The sequence below is a fragment of the Actinomadura barringtoniae genome, from assembly GCF_017573505.1.
Taxonomy (GTDB): Bacteria; Actinomycetota; Actinomycetes; order Streptosporangiales; family Streptosporangiaceae; genus Spirillospora; species Spirillospora barringtoniae.
In genome coordinates, this window is record NZ_JAGEOJ010000019.1 from 116,123 (window position 1) to 140,327 (window position 24,205).

Annotated in this window: 20 protein-coding genes; 14 read left to right on the forward strand and 6 right to left on the reverse strand. The window is 70.0% G+C overall.

Annotated features, from left to right (window positions below):
* The first annotated feature begins 28 nt into the window (after positions 1 to 28).
* From J4573_RS39210 to J4573_RS39235, 6 genes are all read left to right on the forward strand, one after another.
* Entirely contained in the window at positions 29 to 1,246 is a 1,218-nt protein-coding gene (locus tag J4573_RS39210) for an ABC transporter substrate-binding protein (protein WP_208261196.1), read from the forward strand.
* Positions 1,247 to 1,285: 39 nt separating this feature from the next.
* Positions 1,286 to 2,146 (forward strand): alpha/beta fold hydrolase, encoded by an 861-nt coding sequence (locus J4573_RS39215; RefSeq protein ID WP_208261197.1) that lies wholly within the window; start codon positions 1,286 to 1,288, stop codon positions 2,144 to 2,146.
* Positions 2,143 to 2,958, forward strand: coding sequence for a 2-keto-4-pentenoate hydratase (locus J4573_RS39220; protein ID WP_208261198.1), 816 nt, complete (start codon positions 2,143 to 2,145; stop codon positions 2,956 to 2,958). Before J4573_RS39215 ends, J4573_RS39220 begins: the two co-directional genes overlap by 4 nt.
* 1 nt (position 2,959) lies before the next feature.
* Positions 2,960 to 3,895: an acetaldehyde dehydrogenase (acetylating) gene (locus tag J4573_RS39225; protein WP_208261199.1), complete on the forward strand. Its 936-nt coding sequence runs from the start codon at positions 2,960 to 2,962 to the stop codon at positions 3,893 to 3,895.
* On the forward strand, positions 3,892 to 4,902 hold the full coding sequence (gene dmpG / locus J4573_RS39230) for a 4-hydroxy-2-oxovalerate aldolase (protein WP_208261200.1): 1,011 nt from the start codon (positions 3,892 to 3,894) through the stop codon (positions 4,900 to 4,902). The genes J4573_RS39225 and dmpG overlap by 4 nt, the downstream gene beginning before the upstream one ends.
* A 102-nt stretch (positions 4,903 to 5,004) precedes the next feature.
* The gene (locus J4573_RS39235) at positions 5,005 to 5,727 is read left to right on the forward strand and encodes an IclR family transcriptional regulator (RefSeq protein ID WP_208261201.1); all 723 of its coding nucleotides are present in this window, start codon (positions 5,005 to 5,007) and stop codon (positions 5,725 to 5,727) included.
* 102 nt (positions 5,728 to 5,829) lie between these two features.
* On the opposite strand, the gene J4573_RS39240 is transcribed toward J4573_RS39235, so the two are convergent.
* Positions 5,830 to 7,629: a flavin-containing monooxygenase gene (locus J4573_RS39240; protein WP_208261202.1), complete on the reverse strand. Its 1,800-nt coding sequence runs from the start codon at positions 7,627 to 7,629 to the stop codon at positions 5,830 to 5,832.
* An 82-nt stretch (positions 7,630 to 7,711) separates the two neighbouring features.
* Positions 7,712 to 8,701 carry a cyclase family protein gene (locus tag J4573_RS54585; RefSeq protein ID WP_208261203.1) on the reverse strand — a complete coding sequence of 330 codons (990 nt, stop codon included), beginning with the start codon at positions 8,699 to 8,701 and terminating at the stop codon, positions 7,712 to 7,714.
* A 287-nt stretch (positions 8,702 to 8,988) separates the two neighbouring features.
* On the opposite strand from J4573_RS54585, the gene J4573_RS39250 reads away from it, so the two are divergent.
* Genes J4573_RS39250 through J4573_RS39270 form a run of 5 tightly spaced genes read left to right on the forward strand, consistent with a single transcriptional unit; the run spans position 8,989 to position 14,117 of the window.
* Positions 8,989 to 9,993 (forward strand): 3-carboxyethylcatechol 2,3-dioxygenase, encoded by a 1,005-nt coding sequence (locus J4573_RS39250; protein ID WP_208261204.1) that lies wholly within the window; start codon positions 8,989 to 8,991, stop codon positions 9,991 to 9,993.
* The gene (locus tag J4573_RS39255; RefSeq protein WP_208261205.1) at positions 9,990 to 11,687 is read left to right on the forward strand and encodes an FAD-dependent oxidoreductase; all 1,698 of its coding nucleotides are present in this window, start codon (positions 9,990 to 9,992) and stop codon (positions 11,685 to 11,687) included. Before J4573_RS39250 ends, J4573_RS39255 begins: the two co-directional genes overlap by 4 nt.
* A complete protein-coding gene (locus J4573_RS39260; RefSeq protein ID WP_208261206.1) occupies positions 11,684 to 12,523 on the forward strand; it encodes an alpha/beta fold hydrolase in 840 nt (279 codons plus the stop codon). The genes J4573_RS39255 and J4573_RS39260 overlap by 4 nt, the downstream gene beginning before the upstream one ends.
* The gene (locus J4573_RS39265) at positions 12,520 to 13,344 is read left to right on the forward strand and encodes a coniferyl-alcohol dehydrogenase (protein ID WP_208261207.1); all 825 of its coding nucleotides are present in this window, start codon (positions 12,520 to 12,522) and stop codon (positions 13,342 to 13,344) included. The genes J4573_RS39260 and J4573_RS39265 overlap by 4 nt, the downstream gene beginning before the upstream one ends.
* The gene (locus tag J4573_RS39270; protein WP_208261208.1) at positions 13,341 to 14,117 is read left to right on the forward strand and encodes an SDR family NAD(P)-dependent oxidoreductase; all 777 of its coding nucleotides are present in this window, start codon (positions 13,341 to 13,343) and stop codon (positions 14,115 to 14,117) included. Before J4573_RS39265 ends, J4573_RS39270 begins: the two co-directional genes overlap by 4 nt.
* A 341-nt stretch (positions 14,118 to 14,458) precedes the next feature.
* On the opposite strand, the gene J4573_RS39275 is transcribed toward J4573_RS39270, so the two are convergent.
* Both J4573_RS39275 and J4573_RS39280 read right to left on the reverse strand, forming a co-directional pair.
* A complete protein-coding gene (locus tag J4573_RS39275) occupies positions 14,459 to 14,614 on the reverse strand; it encodes a hypothetical protein (protein ID WP_208261209.1) in 156 nt (51 codons plus the stop codon).
* A gap of 200 nt (positions 14,615 to 14,814) precedes the next feature.
* A complete protein-coding gene (locus J4573_RS39280; protein WP_208261210.1) occupies positions 14,815 to 16,188 on the reverse strand; it encodes a COG1361 S-layer family protein in 1,374 nt (457 codons plus the stop codon).
* A 991-nt stretch (positions 16,189 to 17,179) separates the two neighbouring features.
* On the opposite strand from J4573_RS39280, the gene J4573_RS39285 reads away from it, so the two are divergent.
* Positions 17,180 to 17,635, forward strand: coding sequence for a hypothetical protein (locus tag J4573_RS39285; protein ID WP_208261211.1), 456 nt, complete (start codon positions 17,180 to 17,182; stop codon positions 17,633 to 17,635).
* A 934-nt stretch (positions 17,636 to 18,569) separates the two neighbouring features.
* Here the strand turns inward: J4573_RS39285 and J4573_RS39290 are convergent.
* Positions 18,570 to 19,241 (reverse strand): response regulator, encoded by a 672-nt coding sequence (locus tag J4573_RS39290; protein ID WP_208261212.1) that lies wholly within the window; start codon positions 19,239 to 19,241, stop codon positions 18,570 to 18,572.
* Entirely contained in the window at positions 19,238 to 20,425 is a 1,188-nt protein-coding gene (locus J4573_RS39295) for a sensor histidine kinase (protein WP_243774284.1), read from the reverse strand. The genes J4573_RS39290 and J4573_RS39295 overlap by 4 nt, the downstream gene beginning before the upstream one ends.
* Before the next feature lie 141 nt (positions 20,426 to 20,566).
* On the opposite strand from J4573_RS39295, the gene J4573_RS39300 reads away from it, so the two are divergent.
* Positions 20,567 to 21,328 (forward strand): ABC transporter ATP-binding protein, encoded by a 762-nt coding sequence (locus tag J4573_RS39300; protein WP_208261213.1) that lies wholly within the window; start codon positions 20,567 to 20,569, stop codon positions 21,326 to 21,328.
* A gap of 199 nt (positions 21,329 to 21,527) precedes the next feature.
* Positions 21,528 to 23,849, forward strand: coding sequence for an ABC transporter permease (locus J4573_RS39305; RefSeq protein ID WP_208261214.1), 2,322 nt, complete (start codon positions 21,528 to 21,530; stop codon positions 23,847 to 23,849).
* The last annotated feature ends 356 nt before the right edge of the window (positions 23,850 to 24,205 follow it).

Sequence of the window (24,205 nt, forward strand, 5' to 3'; positions counted from 1 at the left end):
CCTGTTCGAAACGAGAGAGGCACACCCGATGAAGTCACCCACCCCAGCGATCGGGCGCCGCCCGGTCGCCGCCACCATGCTCGTGGCGGCATCCCTCCTGCCGGTCCTGTCCGCCTGCGGCACCTCCGCGGGAGACGACAAGGAGTTCGACGTCCTGTTCATCGGCGGTATCACCGGTCCGACGGCCGCGACGGTCAAGGCGACGACCACCGCGTTGGAGGCGGCCGCGCAGTCGGTCAACGACGCGGGCGGGATCAACGGACGCCACATCAAGCTCCAGCTCAAGAACTCGCAGGGCGACCCCACCCGGGCGGTGAGCCTGCTGCAGGAGTCGTTGTCCGGGTCGGACCAGCCGGACGTGGTGATCCCGAGCGCGTCGAGCGCCGAGGCGCTCGCGATGGCGCCGCTGCTCACCCGCAAGAAGATCGTGTCGGTGTCGTTCGGGGCCAGCCCGCTGCTGAACGACCCGAAGAAGTACCCCTATCACTTCCAGACGACGCCGAACAGCGCCGCCCAGCTCACCGGCCTGCGCGGGCACCTGGAGAAGAAGGGGATCAAGAAGCTGGGCGTCCTGGTCTCCAAGGACGAGTACGGCAAGGGCCTCGTGCAGGCGATCAAGTCGCAGCTGAGCGGGAGCTCCATCCAGGTGGAGACCTTCGAGTTCGTACCGACCGATGTCGACCTGTCGGTCTCCTACCGGCGCATGCTCGCCTCCAACCCCGGCTTCGTCTACCTCGACACGACCGGCGAGGCGGCCGTCCGGCTGCTGCAGGCGCGGGTGCAGGCCGGCGCGACGAACATCCCGACCATCGCCGGCAGCGGAATGTCGCTCACCGCCGGCGGCCCCCACAAGTACGGGTCCGCCGAGGCCAACAAGAACCTCGAGATCCTGGTGTTCAAGGTGGAGAAGGCGGTCCCGGAGGGTCAGCAGTCGCCGACGTTCAAGGACTTCTTCCGGCGCTACTCCGGGGGCAAGCCCGTTAGCACGAGCCTGTCCACGCCGTCGCTGGCATGGGACCAGGTCCGCCTCATCGCCGCGGCGGCCAAGCGCCAGGGCGCGCTTGACGACACTCCCAAGTCGCTGGTGAAGGCGTTCTACGGATTGCAGATGCCGGAGGGCTACTGGCTCACCGAGAAGCAGTTCTCGTTCACGCCGGACAAGCACACGCCGACTCCCACACCCGACGATTTCCCGTTCATCCCCTCGTCTCCTCAGGAGAACGGCCAGTACCAGATCGGCTCGTGACCGGTCGATCGGAGGACTCGATTGGAGGAGGAGCATCCGATGACGCTCTGGACCGACCTGGCCTCGACCCCGTTCACCCTCTCCCGGATACAGGTGGGGGAGTGGTCGACCCGGGTGCTGGAGGCAGGCACGGGCACGCCGCTGGTTCTGATGCACGGGACCGGCGGGCATCTGGAGGCGTTCGCGCGCAACGTGCCGGCCCTCGCCGAACACTTCCGGGTGATCGCCTACGACTTCCCCGGTCACGGCCGGACGTCCCTGGCGACCGCGGACCTGGAGATCGCCGACTACCTGGAGCACCTCGCCGGGCTGCTGGACGCACTGCGGATCCCCCGCGCCCATCTGAGCGGCGAGTCGCTCGGCGGCTGGGTCGCGATCAAGTTCGCGGCGGCCCATCCGGAACGGGTCGACGGCCTGGTCCTCAACACCCCCGGTGGCACCATGGCGACTCCGGAGGTCATGGAGCGCATCAGGTCGCTCAGCCAGGCGGCGGCCGACGAGCCGACCGAGGAGCGCATCCGCACCCGGCTGGAATGGCTCATGGCCGATCCCGCGTCGGTCACCGACGAACTCGTCGCCGTACGCCGCGGGATCTACACACGGCCGGGGTTCGCCCGATCGATGCGGCACGTCCTGTGCCTGCAGGATCCGCAGGTCCGGCGGCGCAACATGGTCACCCCTGACGACCTGTCGGCGATCAAGGCGCGGGCGCTGGTGATCTGGACCAGCCACGACCCCTCCGGGCCGCCGAGCGCGGGGGTCGAGATGGCCGAGCGCATCCCGCACGGTGAGTTCCGGCTCATCGATGGCGCCGGACATTGGCCGCAGTGGGAGCGGCGCGCGGAGTTCGACCAGGCCGTTCTGGAGTTCCTGGGGCGACGGCCGGTGAGCGGCCGGTGAGCGGTGCCGAGGCCGCGGCCGAGACCGCGGCCGTCCAGGCGGCCGCCGACCGCCTGGACCGTGCCGCGATCGAGCGCGAGGCCTGCGCCCCGGTCGCCGACCTCATCGGTCCTTCGGACGTGGACGCGGCGTACGCGGTGCAGTCGGTGCTGACCGATCGCAGGATCGAGCGGGGCGCCCGGATCGTCGGCAAGAAGATCGGCCTGACCTCCGCGGCCGTCCAGCGCCAGGTGGGGGTCGACCGGCCGGACTTCGGCGTGCTGTTCGACGACATGCGCTACGGCAGCGGCGACGTGGTGCCGATGGAACGGCTGCTGCAGCCCAGAGCCGAGGCGGAGATCGCCTTCGTGCTCGCCACCGACATCCTCGATCCCGGCCCGGCCGGCGTCCGGGAGGCCATCGGCTCGGCCATCGCGGCGCTGGAGGTCGTCGACAGCCGGATCGAGGACTGGCGAATCGGGATCACCGACACGGTCGCCGACAACGCCTCCAGCGGCGTCTTCGTGCTCGGCGACCGCGCGCTGCCGGTCGGCCGGTTCGCGCCGGTGGAGGTCACGATGCGCATGTTCCGCAACGGCGAGGCGGTGAGCGGCGGAACGGGCCGCGACTGCCTCGGCGACCCGCTCAACGCCCTGGAATGGCTGGCCCGGACCGCGCTGGACATCGGTGCGCCGCTCCGCCGCGGCGACATCGTGCTGTCCGGTGCCCTGGGCCCGATGGTCCCCGTCCGGGACGGGGACCTGATCGAGGCCGAGATCCACCCGCTGGGGCGGGTGGCGGCGACCTTCGAGAGATTCGAGAGAGGAGACTGACGTGGCACGCCAAGTGGCGATCATCGGGTCGGGCAACATCGGCACCGACCTGCTCATCAAGATCCAGCGGGAGTCCGCATCGCTGGAGGCCGTGGCGATGGCCGGCATCGATCCGGCGTCGGACGGCCTGGCCAGAGCCCGGCGGCTGGGCGTGGCGACCACCGCCGAAGGCGTGCGCGGTCTGATCGCGATGCCCGAGTTCGCGGGCGTCGACATCGTCCTGGACGCCACCAGCGCCGCGGCGCACATCGCCAACGCGGCGGAACTGCGGCCGTACGGCACACGGCTGATCGACCTGACGCCGGCGGCCCTCGGCCCGTTCGTCATCCCACCGGTCAACCTCGACGATCACCTGGACGCTCCGAACGTCAACATGGTGACCTGCGGGGGCCAGGCGACGGTGCCCGTCGTGGCGGCCGTATCCCGCGTCACCGACGTCGCCTACGCCGAGATAGTCGCCGCGGTGGCCTCCAGGTCGGCCGGGCCGGGGACCCGGGCGAACATCGACGAGTTCACCGAGACGACCGCGCACGCGCTGGAGGTGGTCGGCGGCGCGCGCCGCGGCAAGGCCATCATCATCCTCAATCCCGCCGAGCCCCCGCTCATCATGCGGGACACCGTCCTCTGCCTCATCGGCGACGCCGATCACGACCAGGTCCGCGAGTCCGTCCACCGGATGGTCGCCGACGTCGCCGCCTACGTGCCCGGCTACCGGCTGAAGCGGGAGGTTCAGTTCAACCGGATCGACCCCGACGAGGTGAGCATCCTGCTGCCCGCCGGCGCTCCACCCGTCGCCTGGAAGGTCACCGTGTTCCTGGAGGTGGAGGGCGCCGCCCACTACCTGCCTGCGTACGCGGGCAACCTCGACATCATGACCTCGGCCGCCCGGCGTACGGCCGAACGCCTCGCGCTGTCGATGAAGGAGAACCCCCGATGAGCGGACCCGCGATCTACCTCCAGGACGTCACGCTCCGGGATGGAATGCACGCCATCCGGCACCGCATCTCCCCGGAGCGGGTCGGCGAGATCGTCGCGGTGCTCGACCGAGAGGGCGTGCCGGCGATCGAGGTGACCCACGGCGACGGGCTGTCCGGGTCGAGCCTGACCTACGGCCCCGGCAGCCACACCGACTGGGAGTGGATCGAAGCGGCGGTGGCGAGCGCCTCGCAGGCGACCATCACCACCCTGCTGCTGCCCGGCGTGGGCACCATCGCGGACCTGCGCAGGGCCTACGGGCTCGGCGTGAGGTCCGTCCGCGTGGCGACGCACTGCACCGAGGCCGACGTCGCCGCCCAGCACATCGCCGAGGCCCGCGACCTGGGCATGGACGTCTCAGGCTTCCTCATGATGAGCCACATGCTGGAACCCGCGCAGCTCGCCGCCCAAGCGAGGCTGATGGACTCCTACGGTGCCCATTGCGTCTACATCACCGACTCGGGCGGACGGCTGACGACCGAGGACGTTCGCGAGCGCGTTCGTGCCTACCGCGACGTTCTCGACCCGGAAACGCAGATCGGCATCCACGCGCACGAGAACCTGTCGCTCTCGGTCGCCAATTCGCTCGCCGCCGTGGAAGAGGGCGCCTACCGTGTCGACGTCTCCCTCGCCGGTCAGGGCGCCGGTGCCGGCAACTGCCCGATCGAGCCGTTCATCGCCGTCGCCCTCCTGCGCGGCTGGGACGTCGGCTGCGACCTCCTCGAACTCCAGGACGCCGCCGAAGACCTGGTACGACCACTCCAGGACCGCCCTGTCCGCGTCGACCGGGAGACGCTGACCCTCGGCTTCGCCGGCGTCTACTCCAGCTTCGTCCGGCACGCCGAGATGGCGGCCGAGGCCTACGGAGTGGACGCCCGGACCCTCCTGATCGAAGCCGGCAACCGTAAGCTGGTCGGCGGCCAGGAGGACATGCTCGTGGACATCGCCCTGGAACTGGCGGCGGGGTGACCGAAGCGGCGAACCGTGTCACCTGTGCCGTGCGCTGGTCACCTGGCGTGGGCCGGTGGGCCAGTGGGCCAGTGGGCCGAACGGGACGTGTTGAGGAGGCGCATGGCTGAGAAGAACGCGGGTGCGGGGGCGCAGGCGGGCAGCCAGACGCTGGCCCGCGGTTTGACGGCTCTGATGACCATTGTCGAGTCCCCGGACGGCATGTCCGGGCAGGATCTCGCCGACCGCCTCGCCGTCCACCGCACCATCGCCTACAGGCTGCTGCAGACGCTGACGTCCTTCGGCCTGGTCGCTCACGGCGCCGACGGCCTGTACCGGCCGGGGGCCAGGCTCGCGATGCTGGCCGACTCGTATCTGCCGGCGTTGCGCGAGGCCTCGCTGCCGATCATGAAGGAGGTCGCCGACGAGCTGGGGTGCACGGTGTCGCTTTTCGTCGCCGCGCGCTCCGAGGCCGTGTCGATCGCGCTGGTGGAGCCGACGACGGTGTCCTGGCACCTGCGGTTCAAGGTGGGAATGCGCACGCCGATCGACCGCGGCGCGGCCGGCTACGCGCTGCTGGCGGCGGGGGAGCAGCTGCCGGGCGAGCCCGCTGCGGTGACCCGAGCCCGCGAGTGCGGCTTCGCCGCCAGCCACGGCGAGGTGGAACAGGGCGCGTACGCGGTCGCCGCGGCGATTCCGCAGGCGCGGCCCCGCGCCTGCCTGAATCTCATCACCTACCGCGAGGACCAGGCCAAGGCGGCCGAGAAGCACATCGGGGCGGCGGCCGCGCGTCTCGGCCAGGTACTGCATGTCGCGCGTTCGGCCGATGGGGCGGACGCGCAGTAGCCGTTCTGCCGAGAACGTTCAGGGTTCGGCACTGGTCGATCCATATTCGTACGGCAGCGCCCGGCCACGGCATCGCAGGTGGCCGGGCGCGTCGGACCTGGCTTACGCGCCGGGGTCCTTCGGCGTGAGTCCCGTCTCGATCGCCTTGATCAGCATCGTGAGCGACCGGGAGTAGAAGCGCGCCATGGTCACGAAGCCGGTGGCGAACCAGAGGCCCGGCTGACGTGAGCGCCGCCAGGCCTCGCTGTACTCGCCGTCGTCGGCCAGGCCGTACACCTTCTGGACCTTGGCCGCGGCTGGGCCGAGCAGTCCGTGGACGGATTCGTCCATGGACTCGTAGCCGGTGGCGAAGACGATCAGGTCCACGTCCATGGCGGTGCCGTCGGTGAAGACGACCCCGGTGGGCGTCGCGCGGTCGATCTCGACGCCCTGCTTGACACCGATGTGCCCGTCGGCGATCAGTTCCGATGCGCCGATGTTGATCTGGTAGCTGTCCCGGCCGGCCATGTGGCTGCCGATGATGCCCGTGCCGTCGGGTCCCCATTCCAGCTTGAAGCCGCGCTGCCGCAGGCGGTCCAGCAGGTCGCGGTCCCGCTCGGCCGCGGCTGTCACGAGCTCCTTCAGCGTGGCGCGATTCGGAATGTTCGGGGTGGCGTAGGCGACCATGTCGGCGAACTCGGTCCCCAGCCCGGAGCCCTCCGCGTAGACGCCGTAGAAGAGGTCGTTGAAGGTCTGGAAATCGATCACGTAGGTGGCGTTGCGCTGGAGCATGGTGACCCGGGCGCCGTGCTCGTACAGGTCGTGGGAGATCTCGTGCCCGCTCACCGCGGCTCCGACGACCAGGACCCGTTTTCCGTCCCACTCGGAGCCGCCCTGGAACTCTCCGGAGTGGACGGCGACGCCCTGGAAGCCGGCGAGTCCGGGGACCTCGGGCATGCGCGGCTTCCCGTTCAGGCCGACGGCGAGGACCAGATGCACCGGCCGCAGCGTCCGCTCGCCGCCGGGGCGGCGCAGCGTGATCGTCCACCGGCCGTCCGCGTCGTCGTAGGCGGCGCCGGTGAGCTCGGTGCCGGTCCACACGTTCAGATCCATCGCCCGGGCGTACGACTCGAGGTGATCGGCGAACTTGTCCTTCGGCGTGTGCGCCGTCCACGTCGGCGGGAACGGGTAGAAGGGCAGATGATCGGCGTTCAGCAGGCTGTGCAGTGCCAGCGAGGCGTAGCGCTTCCGCCAGTTGTCGCCGACCCTCTCGTTGCGTTCGACGACCAGCGTGGACACGTTGAGCGAGGCGAGGCGGGCCGCGACCGACAGGCCGTTGTGGCCGGCGCCGAGAACGACCACCTGCGGGTCGTCGTTCTCGAACTCTGATTCGGCGGCGCGGTCGTCCGACCACCGGGTGCGGCCGGGTACGTATCCGTGCGCCTTGCCCTCGGGCCGGTGGGCGCCGACCGCTGCGGGGAAGTCGGTGAGGCCCTCGGCCTGGGTCATCAGGGTGGCGGCCTGCCATCGGCCGTCGCCGCCGAGCGTCAGCCGCGCGAAGCCGCTGCACCGGCGATGTTCCGTGGCGAATTCGAAGAACATGAGGACGCCGTCGTCGGTGCGGATCGGCGCCTGCCGGACGGCGGGGCTCAGGTCGTGTGGACGGACGTCCGCGCTCAGCCTGCCGAGCGCGGAGCGCACGTCCTTGAGGCCGACGTGGTTGGTGACCCCCCAGGTGAAGGCGAGGAAGTCCCGCCACGTCACATCCGGAGTGAGCAGCGCGTCGATGTCCTCGTGCGCGGGTGAGTGGACGGCGGCGGCGAATCGTTCGAGCCAGGCGGCGGAGACGCCGAGCGCGGTCTCCTCTTCGGCTTCGGCGGCGGCTGTGGCGGTGTCGGCGGCCGTGACGGCGGTGGTGGTCATCGTTCTCCTCGGGTCGGGTGGCGGAAGAGACGGGGGCAGCACGACGACCGGGGAGGCGACCGTGCGCCGCGGCCGGGCCGGGTCACTTGATGGCGATCGGGTTGACCGGGGAGCCGACCGCTCCCACGACCGCCAGAGGAGGCGCGATGAGCTGGAACTCGTAGACGCCGTCGCCCGCGCAGTCGGCGGCGAGCGCGGTGACGTCCCAGTACTCGCCCAGCATCATGCCCATGTCCCGTTCGCACAGCAGGTGGAACGGGAGGAACACGCCGTCGAACTCGGGCATCGGCACCTCGACGGTGACGTTGTCGGAGGCGACGGCGGCGGCTCGTCGGGCGTGCAGCCATTCGGCGCACCGCCAGCTCAGTCCCGAGGTGAACGCCGACCTGTCGCCGGTGCGGCGGAAGTTGTCCCACCAGCCGGTTCGGACGATCACGACGTCCCCCTGCTCCACAGCCACCCCCTGCCGGTCGGCGACCTCGTCCAGCTCGTCGGGCGTGACGGGCCGGTCGGGATCGAGGTGGACGTCGTCGCCGCGGTGGGCGACGACGTCGAGCAGGACCCCCCGCGTGGTGATCCCTTTGTCGATGACCTTGTCGATCCCGCAGCGGGTCGCTCCCTGGCTGGTCACCGCCGACGCGGGGAAGCCGTTGTAGAGCAGGCCGTCGTAGTAGGTGTGGGACAGCGCGTCCCATTGGGTGGCGGCCTGCAGCGGCATGATGATCATGTCGTCGTTGAACCGGAACGGGTTGTCGGCGAAGTACTGGCCGATCTGCTCGGCGACCGGGTTCGCGCTCCAGCCGCGGGAGTGCTCGACGAAGTGGTCGGCGTCGCCGCCGTCGACCGTCATCAGGTGGATCGGGTTGGGGCGGAACAGGTAGTCGCCCTGCGGTCCCTTCGCCCCGAACTCGACGCCCAGCGGGAACACCGAGCCCTTGCGCACGAGCCCGGCGGAGGCGCGCACCTTCTCCGGAGTGATCAGGTTCAGGGTTCCGACCTCGTCGTCGTCACCCCATCGGCCCCAGTTGCGGACCTGCTCGGCGACGGCGCGGAACTCGGTGATCGAGGACACGGTTGGCTCTCCCGGGGTGGTCGGGTGCGTCGAGTGCAGTGCTGTGTAAATAACGCTCATAAACGAGCGTTAGCTGCACGATATGCCTGAGTCTCAACGCGTGGAGACGCGAATGTCAAGCGCGAAAGCCAAGGCGGCCGGAGGGGGTTGACAAAGGCGCACGCCGAGGAAGAGGGTCGATGACATGCATTTATCGCACTGAGAAGTACATTATTTGCACACGTCGGCTACGGACGGCGTCTCCCGCGCGCTCGCCAACGCCTTGCCACTCGACCCTGGAGAGCACGATGCCACTGGCCCTGTGCTGCATGTCGCACAGCCCGCTTCTGGAGATCACCCGGCAGCGGGCGGAGCTCGAAGCGGACATCGACTCGGCGATCGGCTCCGCGCGCCGCTTCGTCGCGGACTTCGGCCCGGACGTGGTCGTCGTCTTCGTTCCCGATCACTACAACGGGTTCTTCCACCGGCTGATGCCGCAGTTCTGCATCGGGACGCGGGCACGGACGGTGGGCGACTACGACAGCGCGGCCGGCGCGCTCGACGTCCCCGAGCAGCTGGCCGCCGATCTCGCGCGCGGCGTTCTCGACGCGGGTGTCGACATCGCGTTCTCCCGCCGGATGGAGCTCGACCACGCGACCGCGCAGCCGCTCACCGCACTGTTCGGCGCGCTGGACGCCCGCCCGGTCGTCCCGGTCTTCGTGAACGCCGCCGCCGAACCGCGTAGTCCGCTGCGGCGGTCACGGGCCCTGGGCGCGGCCATCGGCGGCTTCTTCGCCGACCGGCCGGAAAAAGTGCTGGTCCTGGGCTCGGGCGGGCTGTCGCACGATCCGCCGATGCCCACCCTGGAGACGGCTCCGCCGCCGATCCTGGAGCGCATTGTCGAGGGCCGTCCTTTGACACAGGCAGAGGCGGAGGGCAAGCACGCCGGCGCGATCGCCGAAGGCGCCCGGCTCGCCGCCGGGACCAGTGAGCGGATGCCGCTGTCCCCGGACTGGGACCGGGCTTTCCTGGACCTGCTGGCGGGGCCCGGCCTGGACGAGCTCGACCAGTGGACCGACGAGGACATCGGCCGGCACGGGTGCGGCGCGCACGAGATCCGCACCTGGGTCGCCGCGCACGCCGCGCTCGCCGAACACGGCCCGTACGAGGTCATCGACCGTTACTACCGGCCCGTTCCGGAGTACATCGCGGGATTCGCGGTGACCACCGCCCGCCCGCGCGAGGCGGCGCGATCCGGGGGAGCCGCGCGACCGAGCGGCAGCGCACCTTCGCGAGAGGAAGAATCCGTATGACCCACCCCGTCAACGAGACCTACGACGTCAACGAGACCTACGACGTCAACGAGACCTACGACGTCAACGAGACCTACGACCTCGTCGTCCTGGGCACCGGAGCCGCCGGCCTGTCCGCGGCGGTGACCGCCGCCGCGCAAGGGGCGTCGGTGGCCGTGCTGGAGAAGACCCCGAAGGTCGGCGGGACGACCGCGGTGTCCGGTGGAGTCGTGTGGGTGCCCGCCCACGAACGTCCGGACGCGCCGGTACCGCTGCCCGTCGAGGACGCGATGGCTCATCTGCGGGCACTCGCGAACGGCACGATCGACGAGCACCTGGCCGAGGCGTTCGTCCGCTCGGCGGCCCCGGCGGTCGAGTTCCTCGAAGCGCACACGCCCCTGCGGCTCTCGGTCGCCGACGGGTTCCCCGACTACAAACCCGAACACGACGGCGGCAAACCGGAAGGCGGCCGGTCGTTGAATCCGGCACCGTTCGACTTCGCCGATCTCGGCGCCTGGTCCGGCCGGGTGACGGCGTTCCCCAACGACTACAGCAACGTCGGCTTCGACGCCGAGACGCAGGATCGGCTCTGGGGCGGCCGCGACACCGGAGACGAAGCCGCCGGCGGTGGCGATGTGCGCGTGGCCGGACAGGCCCTGGTCGGAGCGCTGCTGCGCGGGCTGCTCGATCTCGGAGTCGAACCGCGGACCCGCGCACGCGCGGTCGAGCTCATCGTCGACGACGGCGCGGTCACCGGTGTCGTGGTGGAGAGCCCGGAAGGCCGGTGGGAGGTGCGCGCCCGGCGAGGCGTCGTCATCGCGACCGGCGGGTTCGAGTGGGACGCCGAGCTGGTCCGGACCTTCCTGCGCGGGCCGATGAACGGGCCGACGTCCCCGCCGAACAACATGGGCGACGGACTGAGAATGGCGATGAAGGCCGGCGCCGCGTTGGGCAACATGACCCAGGCCTGGTGGGTGCCGATCGTCCAGATCGCCGGTGACACCCTCGGGGGCCACCAGCGCAACCGCAGCGTACGGCTGGAGCGCACCCGGCCGCGCAGCATCATGGTCAACCGGCACGGCCGGCGGTTCACCAACGAGGCCGGCGACTACAACAGCATGGGCGGAGCGTTCCACCAGTTCGACCCGGCACTCTTCGAGTACCCGAACATCCCCGCGTGGATCGTGTTCGATCACGAGCACCTGGCCCGGTACGGCTTCCTCGGAGTCACCGCCGACGACGCGATCCCGGAGTGGTTCCACGAGTCCGCCGGCATCGCCGAACTGGCGTCCGCGACCGGAATCGACGGGCCGTCACTCGCGTACACCCTCGGCACGTGGAACCGCCACGCCGCCGACCTGCATGACCCGGACTTCCAGCGGGGCCAGAGCGTCTACGACGGTCACTGGGGTGACACCGCGGCGCCGACGCTCCCCGAGCGCACGCTCGGGCCGATCGACACCGCGCCGTTCTACGCCGTGCGCGTGGACATCGGCTGCATGGGCACCAAGGGCGGCCCGCGTACGGACGAGAACGGGCAGGTGCTGGACATCGACGGCCGGCCCATCAAGGGCCTGTACGCGGCCGGCAACGCCATGGCCGGGACGACGGGAATGGCCTACGGAGGCGCGGGCGGGACGATCGGCCCGGCGGTCACGTGGGGTCACCGGGCCGCGCACCACGCGGTCACCGGGACGAAGGCGGCGACGCTGTGAGCGCAACACCGACCGTGTACAGCAGAACCGTCGAGGTCGACGGCCTCACCACCGGATACCTGGACGCCGGCGACGGCGAACCGGTCGTGCTCCTGCACGGGGGAGAGTTCGGCGCCGATGCCGAAGTCTCGTGGGAGCACACCATCGCGGCGCTGGCGAAGACGTACCGTGTCGTGGCACCCGACCAGCTCGGCTACGGACGGACCGCCAAGGTCATCGACTTCGCCGACGGCCGAGGCATGCGGATCCGCCACGTCGCCCGATTCTGCGAACTGCTCGGGATCACCGGGGCGACGTTCGTCGGCAACTCGATGGGAGCGGTCAACATGCTCGTCGACGCCGCGTCCGCCGCCCCGCTGCTCCCCGCTCGGCGGCTCGTGGCGATCTGCGGCGGCGGTGAGATCCTGCGCAACGAACACGTCTCCGCCCTCTACGACTACGACGCCTCGCTGCCCGCGATGCGCAGCATCGTCGCGGCGTTGTTCCACGACCAGGCCTACCCGGATGATGACGCGTACGTGCGACGCCGGTACGACTCGAGCATCGCCCCGGGCGCCTGGGAGGCGATCGCGGCGGCGCGCTTCCGCCGCCCCCGGGCCCAGCGACCGGCGACTCCGGAGCCGGAGTACGAACGCATCAGCGTCCCGGCATTGTTCATCGAAGGCGGCGCGGACAAGCTCAAACCGCCCGGCTGGGCGAAACAGCTGGCCGAACGGGTCGTGCACGGCCGCAGCGCGGTGGTCGACGGCGCCGGGCACTGCCCGCAGATCGAGCGCGCCGGGGTCGTCAACGACCTGCTGCTCGGCTTCCTCGCCGCGGACTCGGAGGGACGATGACCACAGGCGACTACTCCGGCCGCCGCGTCGTGGTGACCGGCTGCGCGTCGGGCATCGGCGAGCGGCTCGCGGCGCAACTCGCCGACCGCGGCGCGCAGGTCATCGGCCTCGACCGCCGGCGCCCCCGCGTCCACGTGGAGTCGTTCCACCCGGTCGACCTCAGCGACTCGGAGTCCATCGGAGCGGCGGCCACCGCCATCGACGGTCCGGTCGACGCGCTGTTCAACGTCGCCGGGATCTCGGGCACGGTCGGCTCCGCCGCCATCGTCGGGGTGAACTTCGTCGGCACACGCGAGCTCACCGACGCGCTCCTGCCCCGCATGCCGGCCGGCGCCGCCATCGCGAACACCGGGTCGATCGCCGGCTCGCACTACCAGCGGCGCCGTGATCTGGTCACCGGCCTCCTGGCCACCACCACCCGCGACGGCGCGCGACGCTGGTGCGACGAGCACGCCGACGAGCTGGGCACCGGCTACTCGGTCTCCAAGGACGCGGTCATCTGGTACACGCTGCACCGGTCGGTCGAGCTGGCCGAGCGCGGCATCAGGATGAACTGCGTCTGTCCCGGTCTCACCGAGACCCCGATCCTCGCCGACTCCCGGCGCGCACGCGGTGCGGCGTTCCTCGACGGCATCCCCATGCCGCTGGGCAGAGTGGCCGAGCCGGCCGAGCAGGCCTCGGTCCTGGCGTTCGTCAACAGCCCGGGCGCGAGCTACCTGAACGGCCAGGTCCTGTGGGTCGACGGCGGCTACATGGCCGGAGTCCAGACCGGACGGCTCCCCAACACCACCGGCGCGGCGGGCAAGGCCGACGGCTCATGACCCGCTACACCGACCTCCTCCGCCTGGACGGCCGAACGCACGTCGTCGTCGGCGTCGGCCCGGGCATCGGCCGCGAGACCGCGTGCGCGCTGGCCGCCGCCGGCGCGCACGTCGTCTGCGTCGACATGGACCCGGCCCAGGCGTCGGTGGTCGCCGAGTCCATCGGCGGAACGGCGGCGGCCTGCGACATCACCGACCACGGGCGGTTCGCCCAGGTCCTGTCGGACATCGGCCGCATCGACGGCGTCACCGATGTCGTCGGGCTCGTCCGCTGGACGCCGCTGGCGGAGACCGGTGACGACGACTGGGCCTGGCAGGACGGGATCGTCGCCCGGCAGGCCCTCGCCGTACTGCGGACCGCGGTCCCGTACCTGCGCGACAACGGCGGCGGATCGTTCACGTTCATCGCGTCGGTGTCGGCCCTGGCCAGCGCACCCGGACACGGCCTCTACGGAATGTCCAAGGCGGCACTGCTGTCGATGGTCCGTACCGCCGCCGTCGAGCTCGGCCCCCTGGGCATCCGGGTCAACGCGGTGTCGCCCGGAGCGACCCTGACACCGCGCATGGTCGCAGACCCACGCTTCACCGACGCGATCCGCACCAACTCCGCGCGAACCCCGCTGGGAAAACTCGCCTCACCAGCCGACATCGCCGCCGCGGCACTGTTCCTGACCAGCGGCCTAGCCACCCACGTGACGGGACACAACCTCGTAGTCGACGGAGGCCTGAGCATCACCTGGCCCCTGGCCCGCCCCGACCACTCGACCATCTGACCGCACGCGGCCAGGGCCGGCATCCCGATCACGCAACGCACCGTCGGCCCCTCACTGAGCCACGGTCTGGTGTGAGGGCTGCCAGCTCAGCAATGCGGGCCTCGGCGGCGTGCAGCTTGGTCCGCCATGCGGCACTTCCCTGCGCAGCGTCCGCACTAGGGTGGCGCGGTCGGCCTGGCCCTCGCTGTTGTCGGGTCGGCTGACCTGCGCACGCCCGTCACTGCACCGGCGTAGCCCTGAAGATCATTCCGCGCATGTTCCGGATCTTGAAACACCCGGCTCGCGCTGCTGACACCCGTGGCGACTGGCCATCGGCGCGCTCACTCCACAGGGTGGAACGATCACCGTTGCCAGAACTTCCAGCGTGAGGGGCGCTCGATCGAGGCGCTGGCCTCCGCATCCTTGACCAGGTCGGGCAGCTTGGTGCTCATGGACTTGTAGAGCTCGGCGGCCTCGGCCTGCTGTGCGGGGTTGAGATCGGAGACCGCTTCGTCCATCTGAGGGTCGTAGGCGATCAGCCCCGTTTCCTCCTGGACGATGATGGCGAGCTTGAAAACCTTGTCGATCAGCTGACCGGCCAGCTCGCCCGTATGCCAGTTCCTCCCCAGGCCCGCCGAGACCTGAACTGAGCGGCGGTCGGGTTCTGTCAGGGCCTTAAGCCACGGCTATCTCATCGGGTCGCGTATAGAGACCGGCGTCAGCCGGGGAGTGGGGTAGGGGACCGTTCGCCGGGGCCGGGGCCGGGGCCGGGGCCGGAGCAGCGGCATGCGGGGTGGTGCTTGGGTGGGTGGGGGTGCTTCTTCCTCGGCTTGGTCGGCTTGGGGTTCGGCTTCGTGGTGGGGGTTGGGGTGCGGTCTTCGACGTCGGTGTCGGCGCAGGAGGCGTTGTCTCTCATGTGCGCGTCCCGGACGGTGGTGTGCGTTGTGGCGCAGTTGACGATGTGCGTGCCCGCTTCGGTGCCGGCGTTGACGTGTTCGGTGATGGTGATCGTCCTGCTGGCGCCGGCTTTGAGGGTGCCCAGGTCGCAGACCAGGGTGGAGCCGCTCTGCCTGCACTCCTCCGGGTAGTCGGTCAGTGTCACATGCTCGTCGATGGGGTCCATGACGATGATGTCGGGGGCCGGGGAGGAACCCTCGTTGACCACCTTCAGCTTGTAGGTGATCGTGCCGTCGGGATTCACGGTCGCTGGGCCGGTCTTCTCGATCGACAACTGGGCGGCGTTGGGGCCGGGCGGCCCGACGATGGTGTCCATGCACGAGTTGTTGTTGTCGGTGTCGGTCTCTCGGCTGCCGGTGTAGACCATCGCGCAGTTGGCGATCGAGGTGCCGTCGTTCACGCCGGCGTTCACTTTGACGGTGAACGTGAAGGTCTTGGTCTCGCCGGGACCGAGCCTGCCCAGCGGGCAGGTGACCGTCAGGCCGCTGGCGGGGCACTCGGCGGGAAGGTCGACGATGGTCGTCAGGTTCCCGTTCGTCGGGTCCTGCACGGTGACGTCGACGGCGTCGGACGGGCCGTGGTTGACGACCTTGATCGTGTAGGTGATGGTGCCGTCGGGGTTCACCGTCGCCGGGCCGGTCTTGGTGATCTCGACGTCGGTCAGTGTCCGGGTCTGGCTGATCAGCTGGGTGCCCTGGGCCTGCGCTCCCGGCGTCGAGGTCGAGACGTCGGCGCGGCTGGTGAGGTTGGTCCCGTCGGACAGGCTCGGGTCGACGGTGACCGGGATCTGGTACGTGATCGAGCCGCCCGCGGGCACGGACACGCCCGTTCCCCCGCAGGTCACCTTCTGCCCGGAGACGGCACAACCGCTGGGCGCTGTGCCGACGGTGACCTCGCTCGGGAGGGCGTCGGTGACCGTCACGTCAGAGGCCGCGCTGTCACCGCTGTTGGTCACCGTCACCGTGTAGACGGCCTCGGCGCCGATGGTCATCGGGTCGGGCGACACCGACTTGGTGACCTGAAGGTTGGCGTTGCGCGCTTCCCGGGTGACCGCGTCGGCCATCCCCGTCGCGGTGAGCGTCGTGATCAGCGCGGAGGCGGCGACCCCGGCCACCACCGTGAGAAGTCCCGCCATCCCCGTCCCCCAGCCATGCCGTGTCTACGGGGAGATCGTCTCCGATGGGGGGCCCAGGTCATGATCAAGTCGCGGCCCAAGTGTGGTTCCTTGTCCCGCCCTTGGCCATCCGCAGAAGCGCTTGCTGAACTCCGGGGCGACCGACTGCCAGGTGCAGAACAGACGGCCGAAGGACTCGAGGGCTACGAGGCTCCAGACTTGAGGAAGGTGCGAACTGCTCAGAGCGACGGCGGCGAACGCGTCGTAATCGTGACGACGTCTTGGGCCGCTCGTAGGCCACGGTGATGCTCTCCTCGCAAGGCTGCAAAGCGATTTGGTGACTTCGCCGTTTGGCCGACTGTGCCCGAGATCGGCGAGTGCCTGGCCGCTGGCTTCCCAAGGTGGTGGCGGTGCTCACGGCCGCCTGGCTCGCGGTCTCCACGGTGCGGGCAGTTCAGCTGGCGAGCCCGTCCGGCCGTTCCGCGGAGGTGGGCACCACTGCGGGAGTTTCCGCTGCGGGTCAAGATCCATACGGATCGCGCGGCAGGAGGAGACACCACCTCCCTCGAGCGCGGGGGAGGACCCACCCCAGGCCAGGGCGGATGGTGGGCTGGGAGTCCCTCAGGGAAGAACGACCTTGGCGCGAGCCAAATTGGTCCTGGCAGGCGACGACTACATGCCGTTTGTTCTGGCGGGCGTACACCTCCCACGGCGGGCCGTCCGGGTCGACCACCCAGGCCTTCTCCTGGCGGACGCCGCAGCAGACACCGCTGTCGGAGGCGATGTCCAGGCCCACGTCGCGTAGCCGGGTGGCGGCCGCGAGCGACTCTCTGACGCTCACCAGCTCGACCCCCAGGTGATCCCAGGGCAGTCCTTGCGGAGACCCGCCCGGCCGACCCGTACAGCAGCGAGATCAGGGCCAGGCCGACCGGCCATGGGCAGCTCTTGCGGCGGGAGTGATCTTGCCACCAAGATCGTTAAGCGCTTTCCCCTCGCACCAGAAAGGCTCTTCATGATCACTCGAACGAAGATGATCCCGGCCGTTCTCGCCGCCTCCGCGTTGACGGCGGCGCTGTCCGTCACGACGGCGGGCCCCGCGCTCGCCTCCGGCGGCTCCTGCGCCTCCGGTTACAACTTCCTCGACTCCTACAAGCTCACCAACAACGTCGAGAACGAGATCGGCGGCTACCTGAGCCTCTACTACAACCCCTCCACCGGCAAGAACTGCGCCATCACCCGCGCCAAGGCGGCCTGGGACGGCAAGGCCAGCCAGATCTACGTCTCGCTGAGCGACGGTGACGCCCACATCGTCCGTGACCCGAGCCTGTCCAGCAACGCCAACTACCACTACTACGCGGGTCCGGTCTACCTGGCCCTGAAGAACAAGTGCGCCTACATCCACGGCAGCCTGCACTACGGCGGTGACGTGTACTACACCCGCGTGGACACCGGCGTGCACTGCGGCTGAGCGACCCCCCGGCGAGCGGCGACCGCACGGCGATACCGTGCGGACGCCGTTCAGCATCACCGGCCGACCAGCCCTCGCCGGGAACTGCCACGACGAGATCCACCGGAAATCAATCCCGCGCGAAGTACTGATATCAACTCCGCGCACAACAGACCGCCCCGTCACATGATTCCGAAGCAGCCTCTGTGGTCGCCGTCCACATCAGCGCGCGGCGGCCACACTCACCTGCATACACAGCACCTACGAAAGGCGCTTCGACCGAACACCTCGGACCAGGCCGTCGCAACGTGCCTTACGTGCCAGAAAAGATCAACGCTCATTGACCTGCAAGGAGAGCCTGTACTCGCCGGTGAGTCGCCGCGAGATCGTTCTGTCGGAGTCAGGTCCTACGGTCATCACCATGAGCGACAGCATCGTCGGCCTGCATGCTACGACCAGGCAAAACACACTGGGGACCGGACGGGCCCGCGCACTGCCGCGGATCCTTACCTTGATCCTCATGGTCATCTGCTCCACCGTCTGCGCTGTGCTGACAGCTAGGGATGCCACTGGCCCGGCTGGGCTCTTTCTTGTCGTCTTGGTCGCCCTCCTGGCCGCATACCGAGCCTGTCGTTGAGGAGGGCGCCGGCTGGGCGAGCGCGATGCATTGACGCCAAACGAGAGTCTGGCCGACATGGCTGCAAGGCGCTGACCACAGGCACGAGGACGAGTTCGGCTTAGAGGGCAGCACCTCCTCAAACACACTGCCAATCAGCGATGAAACCCTTCCCAGCCACCAGTGCCATGGCTCTGTTGGCCCATCGAGAGACAGGAGTGGAGCAGTGGGCCGCGGTCGTAAGTAAGCGTCTGGCAGCCTGATCGCGGCCATCATTTGGCCGCCGAGGTTCTAGAGACGACGCAGATCCGCTTTGACGATCAGAAGACCTGATCATCTTTACCGTCTATGCGGCGTGAGTCCGGTCTGGAAGGCGATGATCGCCAGGTGGACGCGGTCCCGGGCCTCGAGTTTGGCGAACAGACGCGCGACGTGGGTCTTCGCCGTCGCCGCGCTGATCACCAACCGCTCGGCTATCTCTGTGTTCGACAGTCCCTGTCCGACCAGTGCCAGTACCTCGCGCTCGCGGTCGGTGATCCCCGCGATGAGGCTTGAGTCCGCGGCGGGCTCGGGGGCCGTGGGGCCGGGCGTTCCGGCGAAGTCCGCGATCAGCCGTCGGGTCACGCTCGGCGCGATCAGCGCGTCGCCGGCCGCCACCACGCGGATCGCGTCCAGGATCGCGTTCAGGGCCATGCTCTTGAGCAGGAATCCGCTGGCCCCGGCACGCAGCGCGCCGTAGACGTACTCGTCGTCGTCGAAGGTCGTCAGCACCAGCACCTTGGGCGGGTCCGGCTCGGCGGTCGCCTGCCGGGTCGCCTCGATCCCGTCCATGCCCGGCATCCGGATGTCCATCACCACGACGTCCGGCCGCAGCTCACGCACCAGGCGCACCGCCTCGCGGCCGTCGCGGGCCTCGCCGGCCACCTCCAGGTCGTCGGTGTCGCCGATCAGGATCCCGAGCCCGACCAGCATCAGCGGCTGGTCGTCGACCAGTAGCACCCGCACGCTCATGCCGGGAGCCTCGCCGCCACCCGGAATCCGCCCTCCGGACGCCGGCCCGCGCTGAACTGGCCGGACAGCAACGCCACTCGCTCGCGCATGCCGAGCAGGCCGAAGCCGCTCCCGCCGGCCGCGGAGAGCCGCGAACGGCCTGGCCCGTCGTCCCCGTCGTCCACCACCTCGATCGTCACTCCTTTCGGCTCGTAGCCGACCGCGACCCGGCACGTTCGCGCCCCGGAATGGCGCACCACGTTCGTCACCGACTCCTGGATGATCCGGAACGCCGACAGTTCGATCTCCGGCGGCAGCGGACGCTGCTCGCCCTGCCAGCTCACCTGGACCCGCACCCCGGCGTCGGCGGTGCGTTCGGCGAGCTGCGGGACGTCGGCCAGGCTGCCGGCCGGCGCCAGCGGAGCGGCCTGCGGCATGGCGTCGTCCGGCTCGGCGCGGCGTAGCGCCCCGAGCATGCGCTGCAGCTCGAGCAGCGTCTCCCGGCTGGTGGTCTCGATGCCGGTCAGCGCCTGCCGCGTCTGCTCGGGCTTGGTCTCCACGACCCGCGCCGCCGCTCCTGACAGCACCGTGATGATCCCGATGCTGTGCGCGACGCTGTCGTGCAGTTCGCGGGCGATCCGCAGCCGCTCGGTCACGATGGCGTGGGCCGCGGTCTGCTCGCGCAGGGCTTCGCGGTATTCACGGCGTTTGCGGTTCACCCTCCCGAAGACCCACGCGACCGCGACCCACAACGGGTACTGGCCGGCCCATTGGACCGCGTCGCCGACGGACTGCCCGGGGACGTGCATGTCGTTGACGAACGCGGCGGCGACGGCCGCGACGGAGCCGACGGCGGCGGCCTTCGGGCGCCGGACGGCGAGGTACCCGCCCAAGGCGATGATCAAGAAGAACACGATCGAGGGCCGTGCGCCGAGGATGTCGCCGAGGATCGATTCGCCCAGGACCGTCGCGAAGACCACCGTCGGCAGACGGCGCACCAGCAGAACCGGAAGGGCGAGCACGACGCACAGCCCCATCGTCTGGAAGGTCCCGAGGCCGGAGAACTGGTAGTGGTCGTCGTAGTGCGCGACCATCGACTTGTAGAGCGCCAGCGCGTAGAGGCAGGTGGTGGCCAGCACCACGGCTTGTGACATGAGCCAGATCACGGGCTTCGATGTCGAGAGACGCTGGAGAAGCTCTTCCATACGGAGATCGTATTCAGCGGCGTCGGCTCCGCGCGTCGCCCCGGGGATGTACGCGGGTACACCGCCGGGCCGATGACCTGGGGAACGGTGACATCCCCCGGCCGACGCGACGGACGGCGGTCCGTTCGTAGCTTCAGGGCCATGACGAACGCACCAGTGATCGATCTTGTCGACACGACGAAGAGATACGACGACGGCCCGCCCGCGCTGGCCGGTGTGACCTTGTCCGTGGCGTCCGGTGAATGCGTGGCGATCCTCGGCCATTCCGGCAGCGGCAAGTCCACCCTGCTGAACCTGATCGCCGGTCTGGACAGGCCCTCCAGCGGCACCGTGACGGTCAACGGCACGCGCGTCGACCGGCTCGGTGAGGCCGGTTCGGCGAAGTACCGCCGGGCGTCCATCGGCATGATCTTCCAGTTCTTCAACCTCCTGGACGATCTGACCGTTCTGGACAACGTCATGGTCCCGGCGCAGCTGGCCGGGATGGGCAAGGGCGAAGCGAGGCGCCGGGCCGTCGAGCTGCTCGGCTCGCTGGGCATCGAGCGGCATGCCAGGGCCTATCCGCAGCGGCTGTCGGGTGGTCAGCGGCAGCGGGTGGCGGTGGCCAGGGCCCTGATGAACAAGCCGGCGCTGCTGCTGGCCGACGAGCCCACCGGCGCGCTCGACTCGAACTCGGCCGAGGGCGTTCGCCGGCTGTTGCTGGACCTTAACGGCGAGGGCCAGACCATCCTGCTGGTGACCCACGATGTGCAGCTGGCCGCGAGCACCGCGCACCGCACGATCGAGTTGGTGGACGGTGCGGTCGAACGCGACGTCGTCAACAGCGGCAGCGGCAGCAGCGGCAGCGGTGCCGGGCCGGCCGCCCGCACGCCGCTGACCCGTCCGGCGGGAGCGGCCGGATGACGCTGCGCACGCCTCCGCTGCCCCGGCGCCTCGTCGAGGTCGGATTCCACGTTGTCGGACTCCACGTTGTCGGATTCCACGTTATGGCCCGACTGCCGCTGGCGGTGAGCCGGTGAGCGCCCTTGGCAAGGTCGTACGCTCCGGCGTCGGACGACGTCGGGTCCAGACCCTCGTCATGGCCCTGACGACGTTCGCCGCAGTGACGTCGTCAGTGCTCTCGCTCGGCCTGCTGACCGTCGTACAGGCCCCGTTCGAGCGCGCCTTCACTGCTCGGAACGGGGCGCACCTGGCGGTCCAGTTCAACGGTACGAAGGTCACGGTCGCGCAGGCCGCCGCCACCGCGCACGCCGCCGGCGTCACCGAGGCGGCCGGACCGTACCCGATCGCCGCCGCCCTGGACACGACCATCGGCACCGACTGCCCCAAGGCGGCTTGGGCCGGTCACGACAACGGTCCGATCACCGTCACCACCAGGCCCGACCTGGGGAGCACCTCCGGGATGGACCAGCTGGCGCTGACCCGGGGGCGCTGGCCGACCGGCCCTGGCGAGATCGCCCTGCCGGGACAGAACTATGCCCTCGCCTGCTTCGGCGATTCGGTGGTGTTCTCCTCCCTGCCGGGCAGGCCGTCGTTCAGGGTCGTCGGCTTCGCCGACTCGGTGACCAGCAGCGCGACCGCCTTCGCCACCGCCGACGGCTTCGCGCGGCTCACCGCCGCCGGGGCCACATCCGACCAGCAGATGCTCTACCGGTTGGCCAAGGCCGGGACCGACGCCGACATCGCCACCGGCAGGCGGGCGGTGGCCGCCGCCGTGCCACCCGGCACGGTCGAGGCCGGACAGTCGTACCTGACCGCGCAGCAGCAGGTGACCGGCAACGCCAAGGCCTACGTGCCGTTCCTGGTCGCCTTCGGGATCTTCGGGCTGCTCCTGTCGGTGCTGATCATCTCGATCGTGGTCAGCGGGGCCGTGGCCGCGGGAGTCCGGCGCATCGGGATTCTGAAGTCGTTGGGCTTCACCCCCTCGCAGGTGGTCCGCGCCTACACCGCGCAGGCCATGATCCCGGCGACACTCGGCGTGGTGCTCGGCACGGTCTTCGGCAACCTCCTGGCCGTGCCGATCCTGGGCGGGGCCACCGAGCAGTTCGGCGCGGCCAGCGCCACGATTCCGTTGTGGGTCAGCGCCGTGGTGGCGCTGGGCACCCTGCTGGTCGTCGGCGTCACGGCTTCGATCCCGGCACTGCGGGCCGGCCGCATGCCGGCGGTGCAGGCCCTGCTCGTCGGCCGCGCCCCCAGGGCCGGCCGCGGTCGGACGGCGCAACGCCTGGCCTCACGGCTGCCGCTACCCCGGGCCATGTCGCTGGGACTGGCACAGCCCTTCGCGAAACCGGCCCGGGCCGTACTGGTCGGGGCGGCGGTGCTGCTCGGCGCGGTGAGCCTCACCTTCGCGGTGGGGCTGGAGGCCGGGTTCAGCAAGTACGTGGAAGCCACCACCTCAGGCTTCAACCACGCGTCGGCGTACGTGATACCCACAGCCGACGTAGGCAAGCCGTGGGGCCTCTACGGCCCCAACGACCCGCGCCACCGGTACCTGGACGCCGCCAAGGTGGCCGCCGCGCTCGCCGAGACCCCGGGCACGAAGGCCGCGTTCGGCTGGGGCGACAGCGGCGCGACCATGGTCGGCGCGCCGCCCGGCGGCGAAACGCCGAAGGTGTTCACGATCAGCGGTGACTTCTCCTGGACGAACCTGGAGCTGCTGTCCGGCCGCTGGTACTCCGCGCCCGGCGAGGCCGTCGTCGGCGACAAGCTGGCCACGGCGGCAGGGGTCCACGTCGGTGACGACGTCACCGTGATGCAGCGGAACAAGCGATCGTCACTGAAGGTCGTCGGTATCAACTTCGACACCAACTTGGGCGACTACACGGTCATGACGGATGCGGATACCTTCAGCGCCGCCGGTCTGACCCCGCGCATCGACCAGTTCAACGTCGAGCTGGCCTCGAACGTCAACGGATCGGACTGGTCCACCTCGGCCGCCGCCGCGCTGACCCCGCTGAACGCCTCGGTCCAGCCGAGCTCGGGCGGGCTCGGTAACCTCGTGGTGATCACCATGGGCGCCCTGGTGGCCACGCTCACGCTGATGCTGATCGCGGTCGCCGCGCTCGGGGTGCTGAACACCGTGGTGCAGGAAACCCGGGAGCGGGTCCATGACCTGGGGATCTTCAAGGCCCTCGGGATGACGCCCAAGCAGACCATCGCGATGGTTCTGACCTCGGTGACGTTCACGGGCCTGATCGCCGGGCTGATCGGGGTACCGATCGGCGTCGCGGTGGAGAAGGCGACGCTGACCCCGATGGGGAATGCGATCGGCCGCCACCTGCCGCCGAGCGTGACCCACACCTACACGCCCGGGCTGCTGCTCCCCCTGCTGGCCGGCGGGATCGTGATCGCCCTGCTCGGGGCGCTGCTGCCGGCCACCTGGGCGGCACGCTCCCGGACCGCCACTGCGCTGCGGACCGAGTAGGAGCCGCCGGTCGCCGCAGCAACAGCGGTGCCGAACGCTGCACGCCCATCCCCATCGGCCTGTGTGGTCTGGCCGGGGTGGCGTTCGTCTCCCCGGACACCTTCCGGGCCATTGAGAACGGTCCGCTGCCCCTGCTGTTCTCCGCTGCGTGGATTCTGCTCGGGCCGGCCCTCGTTCCGCACGATCACACACCTCGGACACGACCGACCGTCTAGTGCGATCGCCGCACTCGCCGAAACCGTTGGTGGCTTCTCCGGCGCGGCGGCCTGGTTCGAACAAGGTGTCGCGGAACCAGGCGGGCACGCCGGGTCCGTCGTCGCTGACGATCACCCTTGCGTCGGCTGTGCATTCGACGG